Source organism: Paraburkholderia oxyphila NBRC 105797 (genome assembly GCF_000685075.1).
Classification (GTDB): domain Bacteria; phylum Pseudomonadota; class Gammaproteobacteria; order Burkholderiales; family Burkholderiaceae; genus Paraburkholderia; species Paraburkholderia oxyphila.
On record NZ_BAYD01000014.1, the window covers coordinates 22683 to 45509 of the forward strand.

Sequence of the window (22827 nt, forward strand, 5' to 3'; positions counted from 1 at the left end):
GTTATTGCGCAGCGGAGGCAGCGGGTGCGGACGCAGCGTTGGCCGCGGATGCGCCGGACGCACCTGCGTTCGCATAGCCCGAGGCCGTCGCCTCATCCGCCGAAGGCGCGCCCGGCGGGGGCGGCGGCGGCAGGTGCGCGTCCACGGCCTTCACGGTCGTGCCGGGGTGGACCTTCTCGGTGCCCTGCACGATCACGCGGTCGCCGGGTTGCAGGCCGCTTTCGACGACCCAGTCCTGGCCCTGCGTGCCCGACGTGACGATCGGATGGACCACGACCTTGTTCTTGCCGTCGACGACCAGCACCGTGGCCTGGCCCTTCTGGTCGTGCTGCACGCCCACCTGCGGCACGAGGTACGCGTTGTCGTTGGTGCCTTCGTCGATGCGCGCGCGCACGAACATGCCCGGCAGCAGCACGCGGTCGGGGTTCGGGAACAGCGCGCGGATCGTGACCGAGCCGGTGGTCTGGTCGACCGTGACGTCGGTGAACTGGAGCTTGCCCTGCTGCGCATAGGTGCGGCCGTCTTCGAGCACGAGCGTGACCTTGGCCGCATTCGGGCCATTGGTCTTCAGGCGCCCCGACTCGACGTCGCGGCGCAGCTTCAGGCCGTCGAGACTCGACTGCGTGAGGTCCACGTACATCGGGTCCATCTGCTGCACGGTGGACATCAGCGTGGCCTGGCTCGCCTGCACGTAGGCGCCCGGCGTGACCTGCGAGATGCCGACCTTGCCGGTGATGGGCGAGAGCACGTCCGTGTAGCCCAGATTGATCTGCGCGGTGTCGACCGCGGCCTTGCCCGCATCGACGTCGGCTTGCGCTTGGCCTTGCGCGGACACCGCGTTGTCGTAGTCCTGCTTGCTGACCGCATTGGCCGCGACGAGCACCTTGTAGCGCGCGACGAGTGCGTTCTGCGTGACGAGATTCGCCTTCGCCTTCGCAAGCGTGGCCTTGGCGTTATTGAGCGTGGCGATGTAGGGCGCCGGATCGATCTTGTACAGGCGCTGGCCCGCGTTCACGACCGCCCCTTCGGTGAACTCGCGGCGCAGCACAATGCCGTCGACCCGCGCGCGCACTTGCGCGACGAGGAAAGCATTGGTGCGGCCCGGCAGCTCGCTCACGACCGGCACCGAGGTGGGCTGGACGGCGACGACACCGACTTCGGGGGTTTGCGGCGGCGGCGCGGACTGCTTTTGCCCGCACGCTGCGAGCACTACGGCAGCCGTCGCGAAGGTAATAAGGCGGAATGGAACCCGTTCGACGCGCATGGAGCGACCTCTGTCTATAACTGACAATAAAAGCAGCGTGCGGCGCCCGTTCCGAAGAAGGGCGACGACGCACGCCAGCATCTGGCGATACCTGACGGAAAACCCGGCACTTCCGGAATGGCGCGAGACCGGTCAGCAACATCCGTCCCGGCGATTTCTCGACGCGCAACGTTAGCGAACGGCGCGCATTGGGGTTTCTACGACCACTTGACCAGTGACGGATATTAACCGGACATCAATTCTCGAGGTGCCCAGGTGGTGGGGTGGTATTATAGATACATTCGCGAATGAATGTATAAGAACGAATCATTCCGCTAGAACGTTCACTCAAGAGCTTTCGGCACACAGTGTCCGTATTACAAATCAATAGTTTGCCGATCTGGCTCTTATATGAATCCCAACCCTCATAACCCACATACTGAGCAGTAACCCGCCATGGTCCGACGCACGAAAGAGGAAGCGCTGGAGACGCGCAACCGCATTCTCGACGCCGCCGAGCACGTCTTTTTCGAAAAGGGCGTCTCGCGCAGCTCGCTCGCCGATATCGCCCAGGCAGCCGGCGTCACGCGCGGGGCGATCTACTGGCATTTCGAGAACAAGGGCGATCTCTTCACGGCCATGTTCGACCGCGTGATCCTGCCGCTCGACGAAATGAAGGCGGCCACGGTCGACCCGGACGAGCCCAACCCGCTCGGGCGCATCAAGGACCTGTGCGTGCTGTGCCTGCGCGACACCGCCACCGACGCGCGGCGGCGCCGCGTGTTCGAGATCCTGTTTCTGAAGTGCGAGTTCGTGGAGGAAATGGGGCCCGTGATGGCGCGCCATCAGGGCAACATGCGCGAGGGTCTCATGCGCATCGAGGAAGGCTTGCGCAACGCGATGTCCAAGGGGCAGTTGCCGGCCAATCTCGATGCCCCGCGCGCGGCGCGCGTGCTGCACTCGTTCATCACCGGCGCGCTACGTGACATGGCGACCCTGCCGGACATGTTCGACGTCGCGCACAACGCGGAGCAGCACGTCGAGGCCATGCTCGACGCGCTGCGCTACAGCCCGGCGCTGCGCGTCGATCCGGCGGCGAAGGAATAGCGCTGCGCCGCAAGCGCGGCGCAGCGGGTGAGCCCGCGAGGGCGGCCGCACCTGTGGCCGCCGCCCGCCCGGCCGGCCGGCATCAAGCCGTCACTTGATTCGCGCGGGCGCGCTGATTCGAGGCGTAGATGTTGTCGCGCTGCAGCGGCACACCCGCTTCGAGCGCGGCAATCCATGCATCGGTGCTCGCGACCGCGGCGAAGCGCGAGTGCATCACCACGCTGAACACGCGATGGATCTCCGCGGCGCTCGCGGCGCCCGCCGCGTTCTCGTAGGGCACCGCACCGGTTGCGTCCTCGAGGAACTCGACGGCGAGACCGGCGTGCGTCGCATCGAACACGGTCGACGCGTCGCAGTTGTGGGTCATGTAGCCGGCGACGGCCAGCGTGTCGATGCCGCGCGCGGCGAGCCATGCGGCCAGATCGGTGCCCGCGAACGCGCTCGGCAACGCCTTTTCCACGTAATGATCGCGTTCGCGCGAGGCCACCACGGGGTGCAGCTCGGCGCCGACGCTGCCGCGCGCGAACAGCGGCGAGTCGGCGGGCGCGAAGTTCTGCACCACCACGACCGGCACGCCGGCGACGCGCGCGGCGTCCATTGCGCGGCCCACGTTGGCGAGCGACGTCTGGACGTCCGGATATTCGATCGGCAGGTCGCCGGTGACGTATTCGTTCTGCACGTCGATGACGACCAGCGCACGGCGGGGGGTTGCGGACATGGCGATACCTCCTTCTTCGATATGAGCCTGGCGGGAATCCGGGTGGGAACCCGGTGGAATTCGCGGCTGGCCAGGCGGCTCGGCTGCGATGGAGGCATTGTTGACCGCCGCGCCGGACGCGCCCAGTGGCCCGAATGACAACTTTCGCTAGAATTGGGCCAAATGTGGGCCAACGCTGCACGCCCACGCCCCTCCCGACTCGCGAGGCGATCGATGTCTACCGTTCCCCGTACCCGGCCGCCGGGTTCCGCACCCCGCGCCAGCGCCGCAGCCCAGCCGGCACCTGCCGCACCGACGGCACAGGTGGCACAGGCGGCACCGGCCGCGCGCCGCATTGCCGTGGTTGCGTTCGATCGCGTCATCCCGTTTCATCTCTCGGTGCCTTGCATCGTGTTCGGCGAGCCGCGCCCGGAGGGTGGCGTGCCGCCGTTCGAGCTGATCGTTTGCGCAGCGGAGCCGGGGCCGCTCGCGACGACGGCAGGCTTCACGATCGGCGCGTCCCACGGCCTCGACGCGCTCGAAGACGCCGATGTGGTCGTCGTGCCGAGCTGGCGTGACGCCGAAGAAGCGCCGCCCGGCGCCCTGTGCGATGCACTGCGCGCGGCGCATGCGCGTGGCGCGGTGCTCGTGGGCCTGTGCTTCGGTGCATTCGTGCTCGCGCACGCGGGCCTGCTCGACGGCCGCCCCGCCACCACGCACTGGGCCGCCGCCGACGTCTTCGCGCGCCAGTTCCCGCAAGTGCGCTTCGACCCGGACGTGCTCTATGTCGACGACGGCGACATCCTCACCTCGGCGGGCACGGCGGCGGGGCTCGACTGCTGCCTGCATCTGCTGCGGCGCCTCGCCGGCACGCAGGCCGCGAACTACGTGGCGCGGCGGCTCGTGGTGCCGCCGCATCGTCAGGGCAGCCAGGCGCAGTACGTTCAGCAGCCCGTGGCGGCGCGCGGGCGCGGCGACCGGCTTTCGAGCCTGCTCGACTGGATCCGCGCCCATCTCGACACGCCGCATACGCTCGACTCGCTGGCGCAGCGCGCGCTCATGAGCCGCCGCACCTTCACCCGCCAGTTCCGTCTGACGACGGGCGCCACCGTGAGCGCGTGGCTCCTCGGCGAGCGGCTCGCCCGCGCGCAGCAACTGCTCGAGACCACCGACCAGCCGATCGACGCCATCGCGCAGTGCGCGGGCTTCGGCTCGGCCACGTCGCTGCGTCAGCATTTCGTGGAGGCGTTCAGAACCTCGCCGTCGGCATGGCGGCGGGAATTTCGCGGGACGTGATGGCGCGCGGACTCAGCTTTCCGCGAAGTACCGCGCCACGTAGAAGAGCAGTGCGACGAAGAAGATCATCGCGGCCCAGGCCCAGTTCGGCATGGCGTGCGGCGCGCTCTCATGATGCAGCGTGCTTGCGGCGCGGCCCGACAGCGTGCCGCCCGCGTGCGGGAGCAGATGCGCGCGCCGCGCGACCGCCGCGAGATTGATCGGCCGCAGAAACACATGCTGGCGCCGGGGCGTGTCCCCGCGCACGCGGTTCGGCGCTTGCCCGTGCTTGGCCTCCACCACGGCGCAAAACTCGGTGAAGAACTCGTCGGCGAGCTCGTGCAGGGCGTTTTCGATCTGGCGCGGCGGCAACTCGCCCAGCGGCCCGGTCAGCGTGGCCCAAACCGAATAGTCGATGCGCGTGCTCGCGACCTCGCCCTCCCCCACGGGCTCCTCCTCGCGCAACGCCACGTCGATCTGGCCGCGCAGCGAGCCGATGCCATCGGCGCGCGCGCGAAAGCTCAGCACGCGGCGCGGCGTGAGCGGCACCGTCGCGACATCGCTGGCGATGTGAGCGCGCACTTCGTAGCGCGCGCGCAGCGGCCCGAGCGGCACGGTGAGCGTGAGCGCGTATTCGCCGGCGCCAAGGCGCCGGAACGACTCGCAATGCTCCAGACTCGCCCGCACGAGCGTAGCGTCCTGCAGCGCCTGCCAGACGGCAGACGGCTCAAGCGGAATCCTCAACGCGTCGTTCAGTTCCATGGCGGCTCCCCGGTGGCAGTTCGAGAAGTTCGTTTGCGTCGCTCGGGTGAATCAGTTTGCCCGGGTCGTTCGGGTTGTTCGGTACGTCAGCACATCTATCGGCTGTCAATTTCGGTTCTTGAGGCTAGCGGGCGATGCCGGGCGCTCTTCCCGAGGCGCTCAGGAGGTTTGATCGATGCGGTCCACGAGCCCGAGGTGGAACGCCAGATAGCCCTTGATGCCGCGCACGGCATCGAGCGGCGCCTCGTAGCTCCAGGCGGCGTCTTCGATGCGCCCATCCTCGGTGTGCAGGTGGTAGTACGACGCCTCGCCCTTGTGCGGGCACGCCTCGGTGCGCGCGGAGCGTTCGAGCCGCGCCATGTTCACGTCGGCGCGCGGGAAATAGTAGACGTCGGGATTGCCGGTTTCGACGAGCGTGAGCGCCGCGAGCGTGTCGGCGACGGTGATGCCGCCGTGGATTACGCGCACGCGGTGACGGTTCACGACAATATCGATGCGATGGCCGGCATCCGGTTCGACCGCCATGGTCTGCTCCCTGATCGATGGGCGCCGCCGCGCTCACAAGAAGCCACGGCAGACCCGTGGCTTCATTATCGGCGAAACTCTGGCGGCTTGCGCGAATTCGGAACGCCGCGCGCGCCGCCCCGGCTCACCAGATGAAGGACGCGCGGGCACTGCCGTTCGCGCCTACGGTCACGGCACTCGTCTTGTCGATGCCGTTGTGGCTCACGTGCACGGTATAGCGTCCCGGACGCACGCGCACGAGCATGTAGGGCCCGCGCGAGGTCGTATCGAGCACGCTCGCGCCGTGGGCGTCGACGATCTGCACATGCACGTCGGCGAGGAACTCGGCGTTGCGGCCCGTGAAGCGCAGCGAGAGCGGCCATTGCGAGCGCGCGGCCTGCAGCGCCTTCGACTCGTCGAGACCGACACCACCCGAGACGAATTCGACGCCGCCCTGCTGCTGCACTTGCGGCATGCCGCCGCCGTTGGTGTTGCCGGCGCTCGAGTTATCGGTGGACGTTCCGCCCACCGTGCCGTTGGTGGGATTCATGCCATTCATGGCGCCATTGGCGCCGCCTGGCTGCATCGGCATGGATTGCATCGGTGCGCTGCCTTGCTGCGCCGCCGCGCCGGCCGAGAAGCCGAGTGCCAGAGTAGCCGCGAGCGCGACGCTCGAAAGGACAGGACGCGTTTTATGAAACCTCTTCATCGTGACTGCTCCTTACAGGTTGGTCCGGTACAGAACCCGCGCAAACCGCATGCCCGTTTGATCGGACGACAGCCACACCCAGAATACGCCGCAGCAAAGAAAACTGCCGCCGGGGCGCGAGGCCCACGGCGGCAGTGAAAAAGCGGCCCGGAAATCCCGGTATGAAGCGCACCAGACCGCTGGAGCGATTCGAGACTTCGATCAGCCGAGATCGACCGGCACGAAGATCTGCGCGTCGTCGCGCTGGATCAGGAGTGCGATGCTGTTGCCCGCGTGCGCGATCATCTGCTTGAGCTGATCGGCGCTCGTCACCGGGCGGCCGTTCACCGCGAGGATCACGTCGCCGGGCTGGATGCCGGCGTTTTCCGCCGCACCGGCCGCCTGTTCGACGAGCAGGCCGTGATCGACCGAGCTGTTGCTCTTCTCTTCCGGCGTGAGCGGACGCACCGCGACGCCCAGACGCCCTTGCATCTGCGACTGCGGCGTGTCGTTCGAGGCGACCTTGCTGTCGCTGAGCGAGCCGATCGTCGCCGAGAAGTCCTTGGTCGACTTGTCGCGCCACACCTGAATGTCGGCCTTCGTACCCGGCTTCATGCCCGCGATCAGCGAAGGCAGGTCGGACGAGTCGCCCACTGGCTCGCCGTTCACGGCAAGGATCACGTCGCCGGGCTTCAGGCCCGCCTTGGCGGCCGGACCGTTCGAATCCACCGAGCTCACCAGCGCGCCGCGCGGCTTGTCCATGCCGAACGAGTCGGCGAGCGTCTGGTTCATCGACTGCACCGCGACACCGAGGCGCCCGCGGCTCACGTGGCCGGTCTTGACGAGGTCGTCCTTGACCTTCATCGCCTCATTGATCGGGATCGCGAACGAAAGGCCCTGGAAGCCGCCCGTCTGCGAGTAGATCATCGAGTTGATGCCGATCACTTCGCCCTGCAGATTGAAGAGCGGGCCGCCCGAGTTGCCGGGGTTCACCGGCACGTCGGTCTGGATGAACGGCGTGTAATTCTCGTCGGGCAGCGAGCGCGACTTCGCGCTGATGATGCCCGAGGTCACGGTGTTGTCGAAGCCATAGGGCGAGCCGATCGCCACCACCCACTGGCCGACCTTGCTCTGGCGCGGGTCGCCGATCTTCACGGTCGGCAGATCCTTCGCATCGATCTTGAGCACGGCGACGTCGGACTGCTTGTCGGCGCCCACGACCTTGGCCTTGAATTCGCGCTTGTCGGTGAGCTTCACGGTCACGACGTTCGCGCCGTCCACGACGTGCGCGTTCGTGAGGATGTAGCCGTCCGGGCTGATGATGAAGCCGGAGCCGAGGCTCGTGCTCGGCGTGTCGGGCTGCATGCCGCCGCCGTCGCCGCCGCCCATGCCGGGCATGCCGCCGTAGAAGTGCTTGAAGAACTGGTAGAAGGGATCGCTCGGATCGATCGGCAATTGCTGCGCACCGCCGCCACCGCCGCGCAGGGCCGTCTGCTTCACGACGTGCTTCGCGCTGATGTTGACGACCGCCGGGCCGTAGGTTTCGACGAGGCCCGAGAAGTCAGGAATGCCGGTCTTGGCCGCGGCTTCGGCGGGCATCAACGCGGCGGCCTGCGCCTGCGTGATGACCTGGGGCGGCGGCACGTCGCGGCGCCCGGCCACGTAGCCCGCCGACAACGCGACGGCAACGGCGATGGCCACGGCACTGCGGGTAATGACTTTGGTATTCATAGCGGACTCCTTGCGCGGGATACTGTCACGACGTAACGAAGATTAAGCGGTATCACTTAAAGGAGTCTTAAGCGGGGAACCAAACCGCAAAGTCCCGTGCACAGGGCGTTTGCGGGGGCCTTCGAGCTGCGCCGCGAGGGCTGCGGCGCGGCCGTCACGCGCACACTGAAAGCAAAAAGGAAGCTTCAATGCGCGCCGCGCAGGCAATGCTCAAAACCGCACGTCCACCTGCAAGCCGCCCGCCGGCGAATCGCCGAGCGTGATCGTGGCGTCGTGCTGATCCGCGATACGGCGCACGATCGCGAGACCGAGCCCCGTGCCCGATACATCCGTGCGCGCGCGGTTCGCATTCGGACCCACGCGATAGAAGCGGTCGAACACGCGCGGGCGTTCCTCGACGGGAATGCCCGGCCCGCTGTCCTCGATGCGCACGAGCGGATGCCCATCGTCCACGATGAGCCTCACGTCCACGCGTCCGCCCGCGGGCGTGTATTTCGTCGCGTTGTCGAGCAGGTTGTTGAACATCACGCGCAGGGCATCGGCGTCGCCATGCACGTGCGCGTCGACGCTCTCCTCGATGCCGAGGTCCACGCCGCGCTGCTGGGCGAGCGGCGCATAGTTGAGCACGCAATCATCGAGCAGCGCATGCAGGTCGACGCTTCGCGCACGCGCGTGACCGTCGGGCTCCGAGCGCGCGAGCGCGAGCAGTTGCTCGGCGAGGCGCGTGGCGCGCGTCACACCCGCCTGCAGGTCGCCGATCGCTTCGCGGCGCGTTTCGTCATCCCTTGCGCGCGCAACGAGTTGCGCCTGGATCTGCACGGCCGCGAGCGGCGTGCGCAATTCGTGCGCGGCGTCGGCCACGAAGGCCTTTTGCGTATCGATTGCCTGCGCGAGGCGCTCGAGCAGCGCGTTGAGCGCATGCACGAGCGGCGTGACCTCGCGCGGCAGGCGCTGCTCGGGCAGCGGCTCGAGCGCCTCCGGGTGGCGCGTGTCGAGCGCGCGGGCGACGCGCGAGAGCGGCTTGAGGCCCCGCCCCACCACCATCCACACGGCCAGACCGAGGAACGGCAGCAGCACGATCAGCGGCCAGAGCGTGCGCCACGCGACGTTCGCGGCGAGGCGGTTGCGCACCGTCATCGGCTGCGCGAGCTGCACGACGTTATCGCCGACGATCGCGCCATAGACGCGCCAGTCGCCGCGGTCGGTGCGCTCGGTCGAAAAGCCGAGCTCCGCGCGCGGCGCGAGCGGCGCGCGCGGATGCGAGTAGTACATCAGCACGCCATTGCGGTTCCAGATCTGCAGGACGATGCCTTCGGTGCCGGTGTCGCGCGAGCTGAGGATCTCGTTGAACGGCTCGGAGGGCAGCGCGGCCGCAATCTCCTGCAACTGGTAGTCGAACAGCTCATTGGCTTCGGCCAGCGCCTGGCGATAGATCAGCCAGCCCGCGAGGCTCACGCCCGCGACGACGATCGCGAGCAGCCAGAACAGCAGTTGTCTGCGGATCGAACTCATCGGGTGGCGCTCGTCCTCACGCGTCTTTCGCGATCATGTAGCCGAGGCCGCGCACGTTGCGGATCAGATCGGCGCCGAGCTTCTTGCGCAGCGCATGGATATAGACCTCGACCGTGTTGCTGCCGATCTCCTCGCCCCAGCCGTACATCTTTTCTTCGAGCTGGGTCTTGGAGAGCACCGCGCCCGGGCGCGCGAGCAGTGCCTCCAGCAAGGCGAACTCGCGCGCGGAGAGCGCGACGGGCGAGCCGTCCTGGGTCACCTGGTGCGAGGCGGGATCGAGCGTGATCGAGCCGTGGCGGATCGTGGAATCGCTGCGGCCCGACTGGCGGCGGATCAGCGCGCGCATGCGCGCGCCCAGTTCGTCGAGATCGAAGGGCTTGATGAGGTAGTCGTCGGCGCCGGCGTCGAGGCCCTTCACGCGGTCGGCAATCGCGTCGCGCGCGGTGAGGATCAGCACGGGCAGCGCCACGCTGCGTGCGCGCAGCGTGCGCAACACGTCGAGGCCGTCGCGCTTGGGCAGCCCGAGATCGAGCAGCATCAGATCATAGGTTTCGCCGCTCGCGGCCGAGAGCGCGGCCTCGCCGTCCTCGACCCAGTCGACCGCGAAGCCTTCGCCGCGCAGCGCCTTGCGCACGCCCTCGGCAATCATGCGGTCATCTTCGACTAGCAGTATGCGCATCGTAATGAATTGGCCAGGCGGCGCGCGCGGCGCCGCGCCTGAAGTGAATGTCGATGGCTGCATTCTAGCGCCTCGACACGCGCCGCATGCCGTCGGGGCGGACGCGACGCCCCGCGCGCCTGCCTGGAACGGCGGCGCGCAAGCGCGCCCCGTCCTGCGCTGACACGACCTTTTCCCACATTTCTCGCCGCCAATGCGCGCACGCCACGCGAGGTCTTTACAATGTGCGCTTTTGCGGCGCGCGGCGCCGCGATGCGAACGCGCCCTTTCAGTTGTCTCCGGTTGGCATGCAAGGCGACGCGCGCATCGCAAAAGCCACGCGCCAGCCGTATTCCGCGTCCGCGCACGACACTCGCGAAAAGCCCGCCCGGGCGAGCAGCGCCGCGCGCGGCCCCCGCATTGCCTGCCCTCGTCCAACGCTCTTCATGCCGCCCGTTTCGCTGTCCCGAATTCGTACCCTGTTCCGCCTGAACACCCCGCGCACACCGTGTGCCACGCGCGCGGCCAAGGCCGCCGCAAAGGCCGCCACCGTGACCTCGGCCGCCAACTCGGCCGCAACCATCATCGTGGCAGCCGCAACCGTCGGCGTCGACGCGCGCCGCCGCCGTGCGCCGCGCCCCCTCGCGCTCGCGCTGGCTTGCGCGGCGCTCACGGCGGCCTTTGCCGGCGCGCCGGCCCACGCCCAGCCCGCCGGCGCGCGCGTGCCCACGGTCAACGTCAGCACCGTCTTGCCGCCCAGCGTGATGGCGGGACTCGAGCGCGCGCACGTGCCGCTTTCGTCGGTGAGCGTCGTGATCGAAAAGGTGGGTGACCGGCAGCCGAGCGTCGCCGTCAACGCGGGCCAGCCGATGATGCCCGCCTCGACGATGAAGCTCGTCACCACCTGGAGCGGCCTCTCGATGCTCGGGCCCGACTACCGCTGGAAGACCAGCGCCTACACCGACGGCGAGGTGGACGCGAGCGGCACGCTGCACGGCAACCTCTACATCAAGGGCACGGGCGACCCGAAGCTCGTCCCCGAGGAGCTGATCGATCTCGTGCAGAAGATCCGCGCGACCGGCATCGTGCGCATCGAAGGCTCGCTCGTGCTCGACAAGAGCGAGTTCGACGCCTCCACGCGCGATCTGCCCTCGTTCGACGGCGACAACAGCGCGCCCTACAACGTCGGCCCCGATCCGCTGATGTACGCGTTCAAGGCGGTCTCGTTCACGTTCTCGCCCTCGCGCGACGGCGTCTCGATCGACGTGGTGCCGCCCGTCGCGCAATGGCAGATCGACAACCAGATCCGCGAGCGCGGCGGCAAGTGCGGCGGGCTGCTGCCGAGCCCGCAAGTGACGCCGGGCGCGAACGGCGTCGTCACGGCGAGCTTCGCGGGCAACTACGCGTTGGGCTGCGGCGACCGCACGCTCAACATGGCCGCGCCCGTCGATCACAGCACCTTCTTCGCCGACGGCTTCCTCGCGCTCTGGCAGCAAGCGGGCGGCACCTTTGCGGGCACGACCCGCGAAGGCGTCGTGCCGCCGCGCGCGCGTCTGCTGGGCGTGCATCAGAGCCCGCCGCTCGCGGACGTCGTGCGCGACATCAACAAGTTCAGCAACAACGTGATGGCGCGCAATCTGTTCCTCACGCTCGGCGCCGTCGAGGAGAAGCCGCCCGCGACCACGGCGAAGGCCGCCACCGCCGTCACCACATTCCTGCGCAAGAGCGGCCTCAACATGCCCGAGCTCGTGCTCGACAACGGCTGCGGCCTCTCGCGCGAGGAGCACATCAGCGCGCTTTCGCTCGCGAGTCTGCTGCAAGCCGCCAACGCGAGCCCGGTGGCGCAGCCGTTCATCGACTCGCTGCCGATCGCGGGCGTGGACGGCACCATGCGCAACCGCCTGAACAACGCGGGCGTGGACGGCAACGCGCACATCAAGACCGGCACGCTGCGCGACGTGCGCGCGATCGCGGGCTACGTGGCCTCGCAAAACGGCGAGAGCTGGATCGTCGTGAGCCTCATCAACGACCCGCGTGCCGAAGCCGCGCGCGCCGCGCATGACGCCCTGCTCGAATGGGTCTACCAGGGCATGCCCGAGGAAAAGCCCGTGTACGTCGACCCGCATCCGAAGCGCGCGCCGAAGGCGGCACGCGCCGGCCACGTGACGAAGGCGGAAAAGACGAGCCAGGCCGCCGAGCGCAAGGCTGCGAAGAGGCAGCGCGGCGCGCATTGATGGCATGAGCGCGCCAGACGGATCCTGGCGCGCTTACCTCCCCGTTCTCCACTCACGATCTCCTTTCTCGATCGCGTGCCCTCATTCGTGCGCGCCACTCACACGGATCGGCTTGCCGATCTGAGCGCACTACACCCCGCCAGGCAGACCGAACGCGCATATCGAGCCACTGCCCGAATGCCGCTCAAAGCCGTGCCGCTCGAAGATTTCCTCTAGCAAAGCCCCGCGCGCCGCATGCGTCGGACGTGTACTCTGACGGGCAAAGTCGGGTAGCGCGCAAGAATATGCGCACACCCACGGCTAACCGCACCATGTGTGGATCCACATCAACGCGCATGCTGACGTGTTGTGCCTGGGGTCCCGCGAGGTGCGATCGACAAAACACAACAATGCCGCGCTGACTCGCCAGCGCCGGTCACGGGACAAGGAGGACGAGATTCGTGCAGTTCGACGCTGAATGGCTGCTGCTCGCCCTCGCGCCCGTCTTTCTCGCCTGCATCGGCTGGGAGGCCTGGCATCTCGCCCGCACCCGCCCCGGCGCCGCGCTCTACAACTGGCCCGACACGCTCTGCAACGCCGCGCTCGCGCTCATGCACCAGTGCGCCGACAAGCTCGCCTGGCTCGTGGCCATCCCCGTCTACGCTTACGTCTATCGCCATTGGCGCATCGTCTCGTGGCAGCCCGGCCTCGGCGCATGGCTCGCGCTGTTCGTCGCCCAGGACCTGCTCTACTACGTGTTCCACCGCGCGAGCCACCGCGTACGGTGGCTCTGGGCCGCGCACGTCGTCCATCATTCGTCGGAACGGCTCAATCTTTCCACCGCGTTCCGCCAAAGCCTCATGTACCCCATCGCGGGCATGTGGGTCTTCTGGATCCCGCTGGCCGTGCTCGGCTTCCCGCCGATGCAGATCGTCGGCATCGTGCTCGTCAATCTCGCGTTCCAGTTCTTCGCGCACACCCAGGCCATCGGCAAGCTCGGCTGGCTCGAATACGTCTTCAACACGCCGTCGATGCATCGCGTCCATCACGCGCGCAATGCGCAATACATCGACCGCAACTACGCAGGCGTGCTCGCGATCTGGGACCGACTGTTCGGCAGCTACGTCGTGGAGGACACGCACGAGCCGCCCGTCTACGGCATCGTCAAGCCGCTCGACACCTACAACCCGCTCAAGGCGAGCTTTCACGAATGGCTCGACATGGCGCGCGATTTCGCCCGCATGCCTGACTCGCGCACGCGGCTTGCTGCGCTATTCGCGCCACCGGACTGGTGCGCGCGCTGGGACGCGGCACAGCTCGCCTCGGGCTTACGTGGAATACGAACATCCGTGTCGGAAAACAACACCAAGGGTGACATCGGGTCGCACAAAACATGACAGATTGCGTAGTCTGATGGCGAGGACCTTGGGGGACCACGCCACTTCGACTCAACACAACGCGCGGCAAGACCTGGCGACACAGGCATCCGCAGCATTGGCAGCACCAGAAGCTCGCATCAGGCAATGGCAACACAAGCCACAAACAGAGGAGATGAAGTGAATATGAAGCAACAAGGACCGAGACACCGTACGCTCGTGCGCGCCACCCAGATCGCTCTCGCGAGCGCCGCTTTCGCGCTCCTCGCCGCTTGCGGCGGCGGTAGCAGCAGTAGCAGCAGCGCGAGCACGCCGCCGCCGTCCGGCGTCAACCTGCAGGTGGTGGCATTCGGCACGAGCCTCACCGACGCCGGCACGTATTCGGAGCAGATCCTGCCGGGCTACGGTGGCGGCCGCTTCACGACCAACCCGGGCGAAGTCTGGGCGCAGAAGGTCTCCGAGTATTTCGGCAATTCACTGACGCCGGCCTTCGAAGGCGGCTTCGGCCTGCCGTTGACGGCCACGGGCGGCCTCGACTACGCGCAGGGCGGCGCTTTCGTCTCCACCGGCGGCGTGGCCAATACCAGCGCCGCGATTCCGACCGCGAGCGAGGAGCCGCTGACCTGGCAGGTCAGCCAGTATCTGGCGCAACACGGCGGCTTCAATGCGAATCAGCTCGTGCTCGTCGAAGGCGGCTCGAACGAAATCCTGGCGCTGCTGAACAACAACGGCGCAGGACTCACGGCGTTCGCCACCGGGCTCGCCAAGGCCAACTTCAGCGCGGCCGCCAGCGACCCCGCAACCCAGCAAAAGGCACTTCAGCAGCTGGTGGCGGAAGGCTTTACGGCCGCACAGGCCCAGGCACTCGTGCCCGCCGCCATCGCGTTGACCATCGTCAACACGGACACGAACGCCAGCACGGACTTCGCGTCGGTCCTGCCGATCATCACCGCTGCCGGCGCGCTTGCGGACCTCGTCAACACGCAGATCGCCGGTACGGCCAAGGTCGCGGTCGCGACGGTGCCCGACGTCGGCAAGGCGCCGGCAGCGTTGGCCGCCGATTCGAGCGCCGGCGCAACGCCGGGCTCCGCGAACGCGCCCGACCAGGCACTGTCGCTCGTTTCGGCCATGTACAACCTCACGCTGCTGCAGGGTCTTCAACCCTCTCTCGCGGCCAAGAAGGTCATCCCGATCGATACGTTCTCGTGGGTCGACCAGACGATCCAGAATGCGGCCAGCCTCGGCTTCACCGTGACGAACACGGGTACCGCCTGCAATCTCACGCTGATGGAAACCGATGCCACCAACTATGCGCTGGCCAACGCGCAAACCGTGCTGGGCCTGAACCCGGCCACGACGCCGCAGGCCGTCATCGATGCAGCAGCACAGCAATACGGTCAAGCCTTCGGTAATTCGCTGTTCTGCTCGCCGCAAACGCTGACGACGCCCAACGCGCCCACGACCTACATGTTCGCGGATCTGTTCCACCCGACCACGGAGCTGCACGCGCAGTTCGCCACGTACGTGGAAACCCAGCTGGCTGCCGCAGGCATTGGCAAGGCACCGCAGTAAGAGCCTCACGCGCCGGGCCTCCCGGCAAAAAAACACCCCACGCACCGTCAAGGTCGTGGGGTGTTTTCATTGCGCGAGAGAAATGTGCTCAGCCCTGCTGCGCCTCGAAGGCGGCGGCCGCCCGTCCGAGGCGGTCGTTCACGGCGATCCACTCGAGGGTCGCGGGCAGCTTTTCGATCAGGATGCGCGAGACGTTCGCGCGGTCGAGCGCGCGCAACAGGCCGTAGAGCTCGCGCGCATAGACCTGCGGCTCTTCCGGCGCGGCCACGAAATGCACGTTCGCCGCGCTCGCCCAGGCGCCCGCGCGCGAACCGCGCGCCACCAGCGCCACCGTTTCGCCCGCGTCGCGCGCGGCGGCCAGCAGCGGCTCCAGCGCCTCGAACGGCAGCAGCGCGAGCGGCGTGCGCGGCGCGTAGTGCGCCTTGAGCGTGCCCGAAGCGCGCGGCGCCGTGGCGTCCGAGCCGTCGGGCAGGCGCGGCGCCTCGCCCAGCACGCGCGCGATATCGAGCGGGCTCACGTGGCCCGGCCGCAGCAATGCCGGGAAACCGCGCGAGAGGTCGAGAATCGTCGACTCGATGCCGACGTCGCAGGCGCCGCCATCGAGCACGTGCACCGCCGCGCCGAACTCGTCGCGCACATGCTGCGCCGTGGTCGGGCTCACGTGGCCGAAGCGGTTCGCGGAAGGCGCCGCCACGCCGCCATGTCCGCCACGCCGCTTCGAGAACGCGGCCAGCAGCTTCTGCGCCACCGGATGCGAGGGGCAACGCAAGCCCACCGAATCCTGGCCGCCGCTCACCGCGTCGGGAATGCGCGCATGGCGCTTGACGATCAGCGTGAGCGGGCCGGGCCAGAAGGCCTCGACGAGCTTCTGCGCGGCCTCTGGCCACTCGGCGGCCCAGTACTGCGGATCGCCGCCCGGCGGCAGATGCACGATCACCGGATGATTCGCGGGCCGGCCCTTCGCGGCGTAGATGCGCGCGACGGCTGCAGGGCTCGCCGCGTCGCCGCCGAGTCCGTAGACCGTCTCGGTGGGAAACGCGACCAGCTCGCCGGCGTCGAGCAACGCGGCGGCCTGCTCGATGTCGGCTGCGGTCACGTGGCCGCCTTGTTGCGGATCGGACATAGTGCGACCCAACTCAGCTCGTGACGATGTGCAACAGCCGCGCGCAATCGCGTGCGGCCGCGCGCGCTTCGTCGAGCGTCGGCGCGGTGAAGTTCACGTGGCCCATCTTGCGGCCCGCGCGCGCGTCTTCCTTGCCGTACAGATGCAGACGCGCGGACGGCATCGCCGCCACCTGGTCCCAGGGCGGCGTGATGGGCGCAGCGCCTTTGGGCGCCTTCGCGCCACCGGCCCCGGCGGGAAACCACACGTCGCCGAGAATGTTGAGCATCACGGCCGGCGAGTGCTGGCGCGTGTCGCCGAGCGGCATGCCCGTCATCGCGCGCACCTGCTGCTCGAACTGGCTCGTCGCGCACGCATCGGTCGTGTAGTGGCCCGAGTTGTGCGGGCGCGGCGCCATTTCGTTGGCGACGAGCGAGCCGTCTTCGAGAATGAAGAACTCCACGCACAGCACGCCTACGTAGCCGAGTCTGGCCGCAATCTGCAGCGCGGCCTGCTGCGCCTGCTGCACGAGCACCGCGCTCGCGTCGGGGGCGGGCACGATGGTGTGCGAGAGCACGCCGTTGCGGTGCGTGTTCTGCGCAAGCGGATAAACCACGCTCGCACCGCTCACGCCGCGCGCGATCAGCGCGCTCACCTCGAACTTCAGCGGCAGGCGCTTCTCCAGCACGCACGGCACGCCGCCGAGCGACGCATGCGCCTCGCGCACTTCTTCGGCGTTGGTCACGCGGATCTGGCCTTTGCCGTCGTAGCCCATGCGCGCGGTCTTGAGGATGCCCGGCAGCACGGCGGCAAGCGCCTCGTCGCCGATGGCGGCGAGCGCCTGCGACGACTCGATCACCACGTGCGGCGCGACCGGCACGCCCGCAGCCGCGATGAAACGCTTCTCGGCGATACGGTCCTGCGCCACGGCCACGCAGCGCCCGGCCGGGCTCACGAAGGTCGACTTCGCGAGCGTGTCGAGGCTCGCCGCGGGCACGTTCTCGAATTCGGTCGAGATAGCCGCGCACAGGCGCGCCAGCTCGGTGAGCGCGGCTTCGTCGTCGTAGGCCGCGCAGATATGGCGGTCGGCGACGGTGCCGGCCGGGCTCGTCGCGTCGGGATCGAGCACGGCCACGCGATAGCCCATGGCCTGAGCGGCAAAGCAGAACATGCGGCCGAGCTGGCCGCCACCCACCATGCCCAACCAGGCGCCGGGCAGGATCGGTGAAACCGGAGAGTTGTCAGGAGTCATCTTCGTGGTCGGTCAGGGCTGGCCGCGGCGCGCGGGGGACGGCGCGCGGGCCAGACCGAGGTTTAACGTCGCAACGGCAACAGGCGGGAACGCGCTGCCCCGCCAGTTTCCGCTTCGACGATGTCACTTCATGCGCTATTCGCGCGCCGCAATCACAGCGCCGGCAGCACCATCGCATGCGCCGCTTCATTCTGGCGCACGCGGAAGGCCGCGAGCTTGTTCGCGTATTCGGGATCGGTCACGCTGAGCATCGACACGGCGAAGAGCGCCGCATTGGCCGCGCCCGCCTCGCCGATGGCGAAGGTCGCGACCGGCACGCCCTTGGGCATCTGCACGATCGAGTGAAGCGAGTCCACGCCCTTCAGATACTTGCTGACCGCGGGCACGCCGAGCACCGGCACCGTGGTCTTGGCCGCCAGCATGCCCGGCAGGTGCGCCGCGCCGCCCGCGCCCGCGATGATCGCGCGCAGGCCGCGCTCGCGCGCTTTTTCCGCGTACTCGAACATTTCGTCGGGCATGCGGTGCGCCGAGACCACCTTCGCCTCGTACGCGACGCCGAACTCCTGCAGGATCGCGACCGCGTGCTTCATCGTATCCCAGTCGGAGCTGGAGCCCATCAACACGCCGACGAGCGGCGCCGCATGCTGGTGAGCCGTCTGAACTTCACTCATTGTGCTTCCTTCTTCCCTCTTTGCGCCGACTTACGCCAGCCTGATTTACGCCAGCTTCTGACCCGTCAGGCGCTCGAGCGCCTCTTGATACTTCGCCGAGGTCTTCGTGATCACTTCGTCGGGCAGCTTCGGCGCCGGCGGCTCTTTCTTCCACGGCTGGGTTTCGAGCCAGTCGCGCACGAACTGCTTGTCGAACGACGGCGGGTTCGAGCCCACCTGGTATTGATCGGCGGGCCAGAAACGCGACGAATCGGCGGTGAGCGCCTCGTCCATCAGGTAGAGCTGGCCGTTGTTGTCGAGACCGAACTCGAACTTGGTGTCGGCGATGATGATGCCGCGCGTGGCCGCGTAGTCGGCGGCTTCCTTGTACAGCTTGATCGAAATCTCTTTGATGGTGCGCGAGAGCTCGGTGCCGATGCGGCGCTCCATCTCTTCGTAGGTGATGTTCTCGTCGTGATGGCCCATTTCGGCCTTGGCTGCCGGCGTGAAGATCGGCTCGGGCAGCTTCTGCGCGTTTTGCAGGCCCGGCGGCAACTCGACGCCGCACACGGCGCCCGTCGCCTGATAGTCCTTCCAGCCGCTGCCGGCCAGATAGCCGCGCACCACGGCCTCGACGAGGATCGGCTCGAGGCGCTTGACCACCACGGCGCGGCCCTTGACCTGTTCGACTTCGTCGGCGGCTACAACCGTCTCGGGTGCAATGCCGGTGAGGTGGTTCGGCACGACGTCCTTGAGCTTCTCGAACCAGAAGTCGGCCATCTGGTTGAGCACCTCGCCCTTGCGCGGAATCGGCTCGCCCATGATGACGTCGAACGCCGAGAGACGGTCGGTCGTGACGATCAGCAGCTTGTCGTCGCCCACGGCATAGTTGTCGCGGACCTTGCCGCGGCCGAGGAGCGGCAGCGAGCGGAGCGTGGATTCGTAGAGGGTAGACATCGTCGTGATTCGCTAAAAGGACAATCGAAAACGGGCAAATCCGGAAACCTCGCGGCCCGCAAAACGCGGCGTGGATCCGCGGCGGGGCACCGGATTCTGAAGGTACTGCGAGGGTAAACCAAAAACTAGCCAAAAAACCCAGAAAAGCCCATCGCCGTTCCCCCAAAACAGGCGGAAACGGCGATGTTTTTTACGACTTCAGGCGCGGCCGGACCCAGCCGGCGCGCCTGGCACAGAGAGCCGCTTTAGCGGACGATCTGTGCGAGTTCGCCCGACTTGTACTTCTCAGCGATCTTGTCGAGCGAGACCGGCTTGATCTTGCCAGCCTGGCCTTCGCAGCCGAACGCGAGGAAGCGGTCCACGCAGACCTTCTTCGCGGCTTCGCGGGCCGGCTTCAGGTAGTCGCGCGGGTCGAACTTCGACGGGTTCTCGTACATATAGCGACGGATCGCGCCCGTGATCGCCAGACGCAGGTCCGTGTCGATGTTGATCTTGCGCACGCCGTGACGGATGCCTTCCTGGATCTCCTCGACCGGCACGCCGTACGTTTCCTTCATGTCGCCGCCGAATTCGCGGATCTCAGCCAGCAGTTCCTGCGGCACCGACGACGAACCGTGCATCACGAGGTGCGTGTTCGGAATGCGTGCGTGAATTTCCTTGATGCGCTGGATCGACAGAATGTCGCCCGTGGGCTTCTTCGAGAACTTGTAGGCGCCGTGCGAGGTGCCGATGGCGATCGCCAGTGCGTCGCACTGCGTGAGCTTCACGAAGTCGGCGGCCTGCTCCGGATCGGTCAGCAGCTGCTCGCGCGTCATGGTGCCTTCGGCGCCGTGACCGTCTTCCTTGTCGCCCTTCATCGTTTCCAGCGAGCCGAGCACGCCCAGCTCCGCTTCGACCGTCACGCCGATCGAGTGCGCCATTTCCACGACCTTGCGCGAAACGTCGACGTTGTACTCGTACGAAGCCACCGTCTTGCCGTCGGCTTCGAGCGAGCCGTCCATCATCACGCTGGTGAAACCGCTGCGGATCGCGGCCATGCAGACTGCCGGCGACTGGCCGTGGTCCTGGTGCATCACGACCGGGATATGCGGATACGACTCGACCGCCGCTTCGATCAGGTGGCGCAGGAACGGCTCGCCCGCGTATTTGCGCGCGCCGGCCGAAGCTTGCATGATCACCGGCGAGCCGACCTGGCTGGCCGCTTCCATGATCGCCTGAACCTGTTCGAGGTTGTTCACGTTGAACGCCGGCAGACCGTAGCCGTGTTCAGCCGCGTGGTCGAGCAGTTGACGCATTGAAACGAGAGGCATTGTTGCTACTCCTATGATTTGAAACGAAATGCTTCGTGCCGCCGGCCGTCTTGTGCGACCGGTCGAGGGCGGCCTGGCGGCCACCGCCCGCGCCACAAGCCGCGGGCTCAATGTCGTGATTTTATCGCGAAGCCGCCGTGTTCCCGCCGCCAAAAAAACGAACTGGCATGAAATTGGCGTATCAGGACGTCAAATCGGCTAGAAGATGCAAAAAGAGTTGACAGCCCGCGCGCTGCCTCAAGCGCACGCGGGCCGCAATTGCATCGAAAAGACGCCTAACTGACACCTATCTGGCACCGATCGTATACCATTTTGATACCAATCGATGCCAGCGCTGATTCTTGCCTGGAGGTGTCAACCCCACGATTTCGCGAGTCTCAAAAATAAAGCGAAAAAAATCGCCGCGAACTTAGAAAACGTCGCCGACCCGCACGATCTTCAGCGTGTTGGTGCCGCCCGGCTGGCCCATCGGCTCGCCCACGGTCAGCACGATCATGTCGCCGCGCGCAGCATACCCCTTGCTCACCAACACCTCGATGGCCTGCTGGAGCGCCGTGTCACGGTCGCTGCTGGTATCCAGATGCAGCGGCGTGACATTGCGGTAGAGCGACATGGCCCGCTCGCTGCCGGTGCGCGGCGTGAGCGCGAAGATCGGCACGTGGGTCCAGTGACGCGACATCCACAGCGCGGTCGAGCCCGACTCCGTGAGCGCGACGATCGCCTTCGCGCCCAGATGGTAGGCCGTGAACAGCGCGCCCATCGCGATCGACTGGTCGATGCGCGTGAAGGTGCGGTCGAGGAAATCCTTGTCGAGCTCGGACTGCTCCGACTTTTCCGCTTCCACGCAGATCGCGGCCATGGCCTCGATGGTCTGCACCGGATACTTGCCCGCCGCCGATTCGGCCGAGAGCATCACGGCGTCGGTGCCGTCGAGCACCGCGTTGGCGACGTCCGAGACTTCGGCGCGCGTCGGCACCGGCGCGTGGATCATCGACTCCATCATTTGCGTGGCCGTGATCACGAGCTTGTTCGACTCGCGCGCCATGCGGATCATGCGCTTTTGCAGCGCCGGCACCGCCGCGTTGCCCACTTCCACGGCCAGGTCGCCGCGCGCGACCATGATGCCGTCCGACGAATCGAGAATCTCCTGCAGTGCCGGAATGGCCTCGGCGCGCTCGATCTTCGCGATCATCTTCGGCTTGACGCCGTAGGGCGCGCCCGCGATGTTCGCGAGCTGACGCGCCATTTCCATGTCGGTGGCGTTCTTCGGGAACGACACGGCGACGAAATCCACGGAGAGCGACATCGCCGTACGGATGTCTTCCATGTCCTTGGCAGTGAGCGCAGGCGCCGTGAGGCCGCCGCCCTGGCGGTTGATGCCCTTGTTGTTCGAGAGCTCGCCGCCCACGCGCACGGTCGTGTGGATCTCGCTGCCGATCACGCGCACGACGTCGAGCACGAGCAGGCCGTCGTTGAGCAGCAGCACGTCGGCGGGCTTCAGGTCACGCGGCAGGTCCTTGTAGTCGAGGCCGACACGCTCGTCGTTGCCGAGCTCGCACTCGGCATCGAGGATGAAGGGCTGGCCCGGCTCGAGCATCGTCTTGCCGTTCTCGAACTTGCCTACGCGAATCTTCGGACCTTGCAGGTCGGCCATGATCGCAACTTCGCGGCCGGCCTGGCGGGCGCATTCCCGCACCATTTCGGCGCGCTGACGGTGGTCGTCGGCGGTGCCGTGCGAGAAGTTGAGGCGCACCACGTCCAATCCCGCGCGGATCATTTTCAGCAGGATGTCCGGCGTGCTGGAAGCCGGACCGATGGTGGCAACAATCTTGGTGGCGCGATGCATGAGTCTCCTCGTCTGGAAAGGATCGCTGGAAAAACCGTTGCTGCGAGATGTGCTGGCCGGCTCAGGCGCCGATACGGCGTGGCCGGAACGCGCACCGGTCAAACCCGGCGTCGCTTTCTTCGAGGGCGCGGCATCAGTCGGCGAGACTGGCGCGGCGTTTCTGTTGCTTGTGTCCTGGTCCGCGGCGGGCGTCGCGTTCGCCCGCGCGGTATCGGTATCTGCGAGGGGCGCTGCGCGCTCCTGCTCTTTCGCGTCTTTTACGTCATTGACGTCCGTTGCGGCCCCGGCAGCGGCGCGCGGCCTGGCCGCGCTGGCGCGAGGAGGCCTGGCCTTGGCGGCCTGAGTGGCGTTTGCCACCTTGGCTGCCTTTGC

20 protein-coding genes are annotated in these 22827 nt (G+C 67.3%); 6 read left to right on the forward strand and 14 right to left on the reverse strand.

The window, feature by feature from the left end:
- Position 1: 1 nt before the first annotated feature.
- Positions 2 to 1264, reverse strand: coding sequence for an efflux RND transporter periplasmic adaptor subunit (locus BO1_RS12280; protein WP_028217812.1), 1263 nt, complete (start codon positions 1262 to 1264; stop codon positions 2 to 4).
- Positions 1265 to 1699: 435 nt separating this feature from the next.
- Between BO1_RS12280 and BO1_RS12285 the strand changes: the two genes are divergently transcribed.
- Positions 1700 to 2350 (forward strand): TetR family transcriptional regulator, encoded by a 651-nt coding sequence (locus BO1_RS12285; protein ID WP_028217813.1) that lies wholly within the window; start codon positions 1700 to 1702, stop codon positions 2348 to 2350.
- Positions 2351 to 2432: 82 nt separating this feature from the next.
- Here the strand turns inward: BO1_RS12285 and BO1_RS12290 are convergent, their stop codons facing one another.
- Complete coding sequence (locus BO1_RS12290) at positions 2433 to 3068, reverse strand: isochorismatase family protein (RefSeq protein WP_043284630.1); 636 nt, start codon at positions 3066 to 3068, stop codon at positions 2433 to 2435.
- Positions 3069 to 3281: 213 nt separating this feature from the next.
- Here BO1_RS12290 and BO1_RS12295 point away from each other — a divergent pair, with 213 nt between their 5' ends.
- Positions 3282 to 4343 carry a helix-turn-helix domain-containing protein gene (locus tag BO1_RS12295; protein WP_084687907.1) on the forward strand — a complete coding sequence of 354 codons (1062 nt, stop codon included), beginning with the start codon at positions 3282 to 3284 and terminating at the stop codon, positions 4341 to 4343.
- A gap of 12 nt (positions 4344 to 4355) precedes the next feature.
- On the opposite strand, the gene BO1_RS12300 is transcribed toward BO1_RS12295, so the two are convergent.
- The 6 genes from BO1_RS12300 to BO1_RS12325 all read right to left on the reverse strand — a co-directional run bounded on the left by BO1_RS12300 (position 4356) and on the right by BO1_RS12325 (position 10198).
- On the reverse strand, positions 4356 to 5084 hold the full coding sequence (locus BO1_RS12300; RefSeq protein ID WP_028217816.1) for a CoxG family protein: 729 nt from the start codon (positions 5082 to 5084) through the stop codon (positions 4356 to 4358).
- A gap of 159 nt (positions 5085 to 5243) precedes the next feature.
- Positions 5244 to 5609 (reverse strand): DUF427 domain-containing protein, encoded by a 366-nt coding sequence (locus BO1_RS12305; RefSeq protein ID WP_028217817.1) that lies wholly within the window; start codon positions 5607 to 5609, stop codon positions 5244 to 5246.
- A gap of 124 nt (positions 5610 to 5733) precedes the next feature.
- Positions 5734 to 6174, reverse strand: coding sequence for a peptidase associated/transthyretin-like domain-containing protein (locus BO1_RS12310; RefSeq protein ID WP_407669941.1), 441 nt, complete (start codon positions 6172 to 6174; stop codon positions 5734 to 5736).
- Positions 6175 to 6498: 324 nt separating this feature from the next.
- The gene (locus BO1_RS12315) at positions 6499 to 8007 is read right to left on the reverse strand and encodes a DegQ family serine endoprotease (protein WP_028217819.1); all 1509 of its coding nucleotides are present in this window, start codon (positions 8005 to 8007) and stop codon (positions 6499 to 6501) included.
- Between the two features lie 210 nt (positions 8008 to 8217).
- On the reverse strand, positions 8218 to 9519 hold the full coding sequence (locus tag BO1_RS12320) for an ATP-binding protein (RefSeq protein ID WP_028217820.1): 1302 nt from the start codon (positions 9517 to 9519) through the stop codon (positions 8218 to 8220).
- A 16-nt stretch (positions 9520 to 9535) separates the two neighbouring features.
- Positions 9536 to 10198: a response regulator gene (locus BO1_RS12325; RefSeq protein WP_028217821.1), complete on the reverse strand. Its 663-nt coding sequence runs from the start codon at positions 10196 to 10198 to the stop codon at positions 9536 to 9538.
- 425 nt (positions 10199 to 10623) lie between these two features.
- Between BO1_RS12325 and dacB the strand changes: the two genes are divergently transcribed.
- The 3 genes from dacB (at position 10624) to BO1_RS12340 (ending at position 15338) form a co-directional block, all read left to right on the forward strand.
- A complete protein-coding gene (dacB, locus tag BO1_RS50740; protein WP_084687917.1) occupies positions 10624 to 12411 on the forward strand; it encodes a D-alanyl-D-alanine carboxypeptidase/D-alanyl-D-alanine endopeptidase in 1788 nt (595 codons plus the stop codon).
- A 440-nt stretch (positions 12412 to 12851) separates the two neighbouring features.
- The gene (locus BO1_RS12335; protein ID WP_028217822.1) at positions 12852 to 13787 is read left to right on the forward strand and encodes a sterol desaturase family protein; all 936 of its coding nucleotides are present in this window, start codon (positions 12852 to 12854) and stop codon (positions 13785 to 13787) included.
- Between the two features lie 165 nt (positions 13788 to 13952).
- Complete coding sequence (locus tag BO1_RS12340; RefSeq protein ID WP_028217823.1) at positions 13953 to 15338, forward strand: SGNH/GDSL hydrolase family protein; 1386 nt, start codon at positions 13953 to 13955, stop codon at positions 15336 to 15338.
- A gap of 88 nt (positions 15339 to 15426) precedes the next feature.
- Here BO1_RS12340 and BO1_RS12345 read toward each other — a convergent pair whose 3' ends face one another.
- The 6 genes from BO1_RS12345 to pyk form a co-directional block, all read right to left on the reverse strand.
- The gene (locus BO1_RS12345; RefSeq protein WP_028217824.1) at positions 15427 to 16461 is read right to left on the reverse strand and encodes an L-threonylcarbamoyladenylate synthase; all 1035 of its coding nucleotides are present in this window, start codon (positions 16459 to 16461) and stop codon (positions 15427 to 15429) included.
- A 13-nt stretch (positions 16462 to 16474) separates the two neighbouring features.
- Positions 16475 to 17692, reverse strand: a complete 1218-nt coding sequence (locus tag BO1_RS12350) for a 5-(carboxyamino)imidazole ribonucleotide synthase (RefSeq protein WP_028217825.1) — start codon at positions 17690 to 17692, stop codon at positions 16475 to 16477.
- Positions 17693 to 17844: 152 nt separating this feature from the next.
- On the reverse strand, positions 17845 to 18363 hold the full coding sequence (gene purE / locus BO1_RS12355; RefSeq protein ID WP_028217826.1) for a 5-(carboxyamino)imidazole ribonucleotide mutase: 519 nt from the start codon (positions 18361 to 18363) through the stop codon (positions 17845 to 17847).
- Positions 18364 to 18408: 45 nt separating this feature from the next.
- A complete protein-coding gene (locus BO1_RS12360) occupies positions 18409 to 19299 on the reverse strand; it encodes a phosphoribosylaminoimidazolesuccinocarboxamide synthase (protein ID WP_028217827.1) in 891 nt (296 codons plus the stop codon).
- Between the two features lie 245 nt (positions 19300 to 19544).
- Positions 19545 to 20609, reverse strand: coding sequence for a class II fructose-bisphosphate aldolase (gene fba, locus BO1_RS12365; RefSeq protein ID WP_028217828.1), 1065 nt, complete (start codon positions 20607 to 20609; stop codon positions 19545 to 19547).
- A 409-nt stretch (positions 20610 to 21018) separates the two neighbouring features.
- On the reverse strand, positions 21019 to 22455 hold the full coding sequence (gene pyk / locus BO1_RS12370) for a pyruvate kinase (RefSeq protein WP_028217829.1): 1437 nt from the start codon (positions 22453 to 22455) through the stop codon (positions 21019 to 21021).
- Between pyk and BO1_RS12375 the strand changes: the two genes are divergently transcribed.
- Positions 22454 to 22798 (forward strand): hypothetical protein, encoded by a 345-nt coding sequence (locus BO1_RS12375; RefSeq protein ID WP_028217830.1) that lies wholly within the window; start codon positions 22454 to 22456, stop codon positions 22796 to 22798. The genes pyk and BO1_RS12375 overlap by 2 nt on opposite strands.
- Positions 22799 to 22827 lie beyond the last annotated feature (29 nt).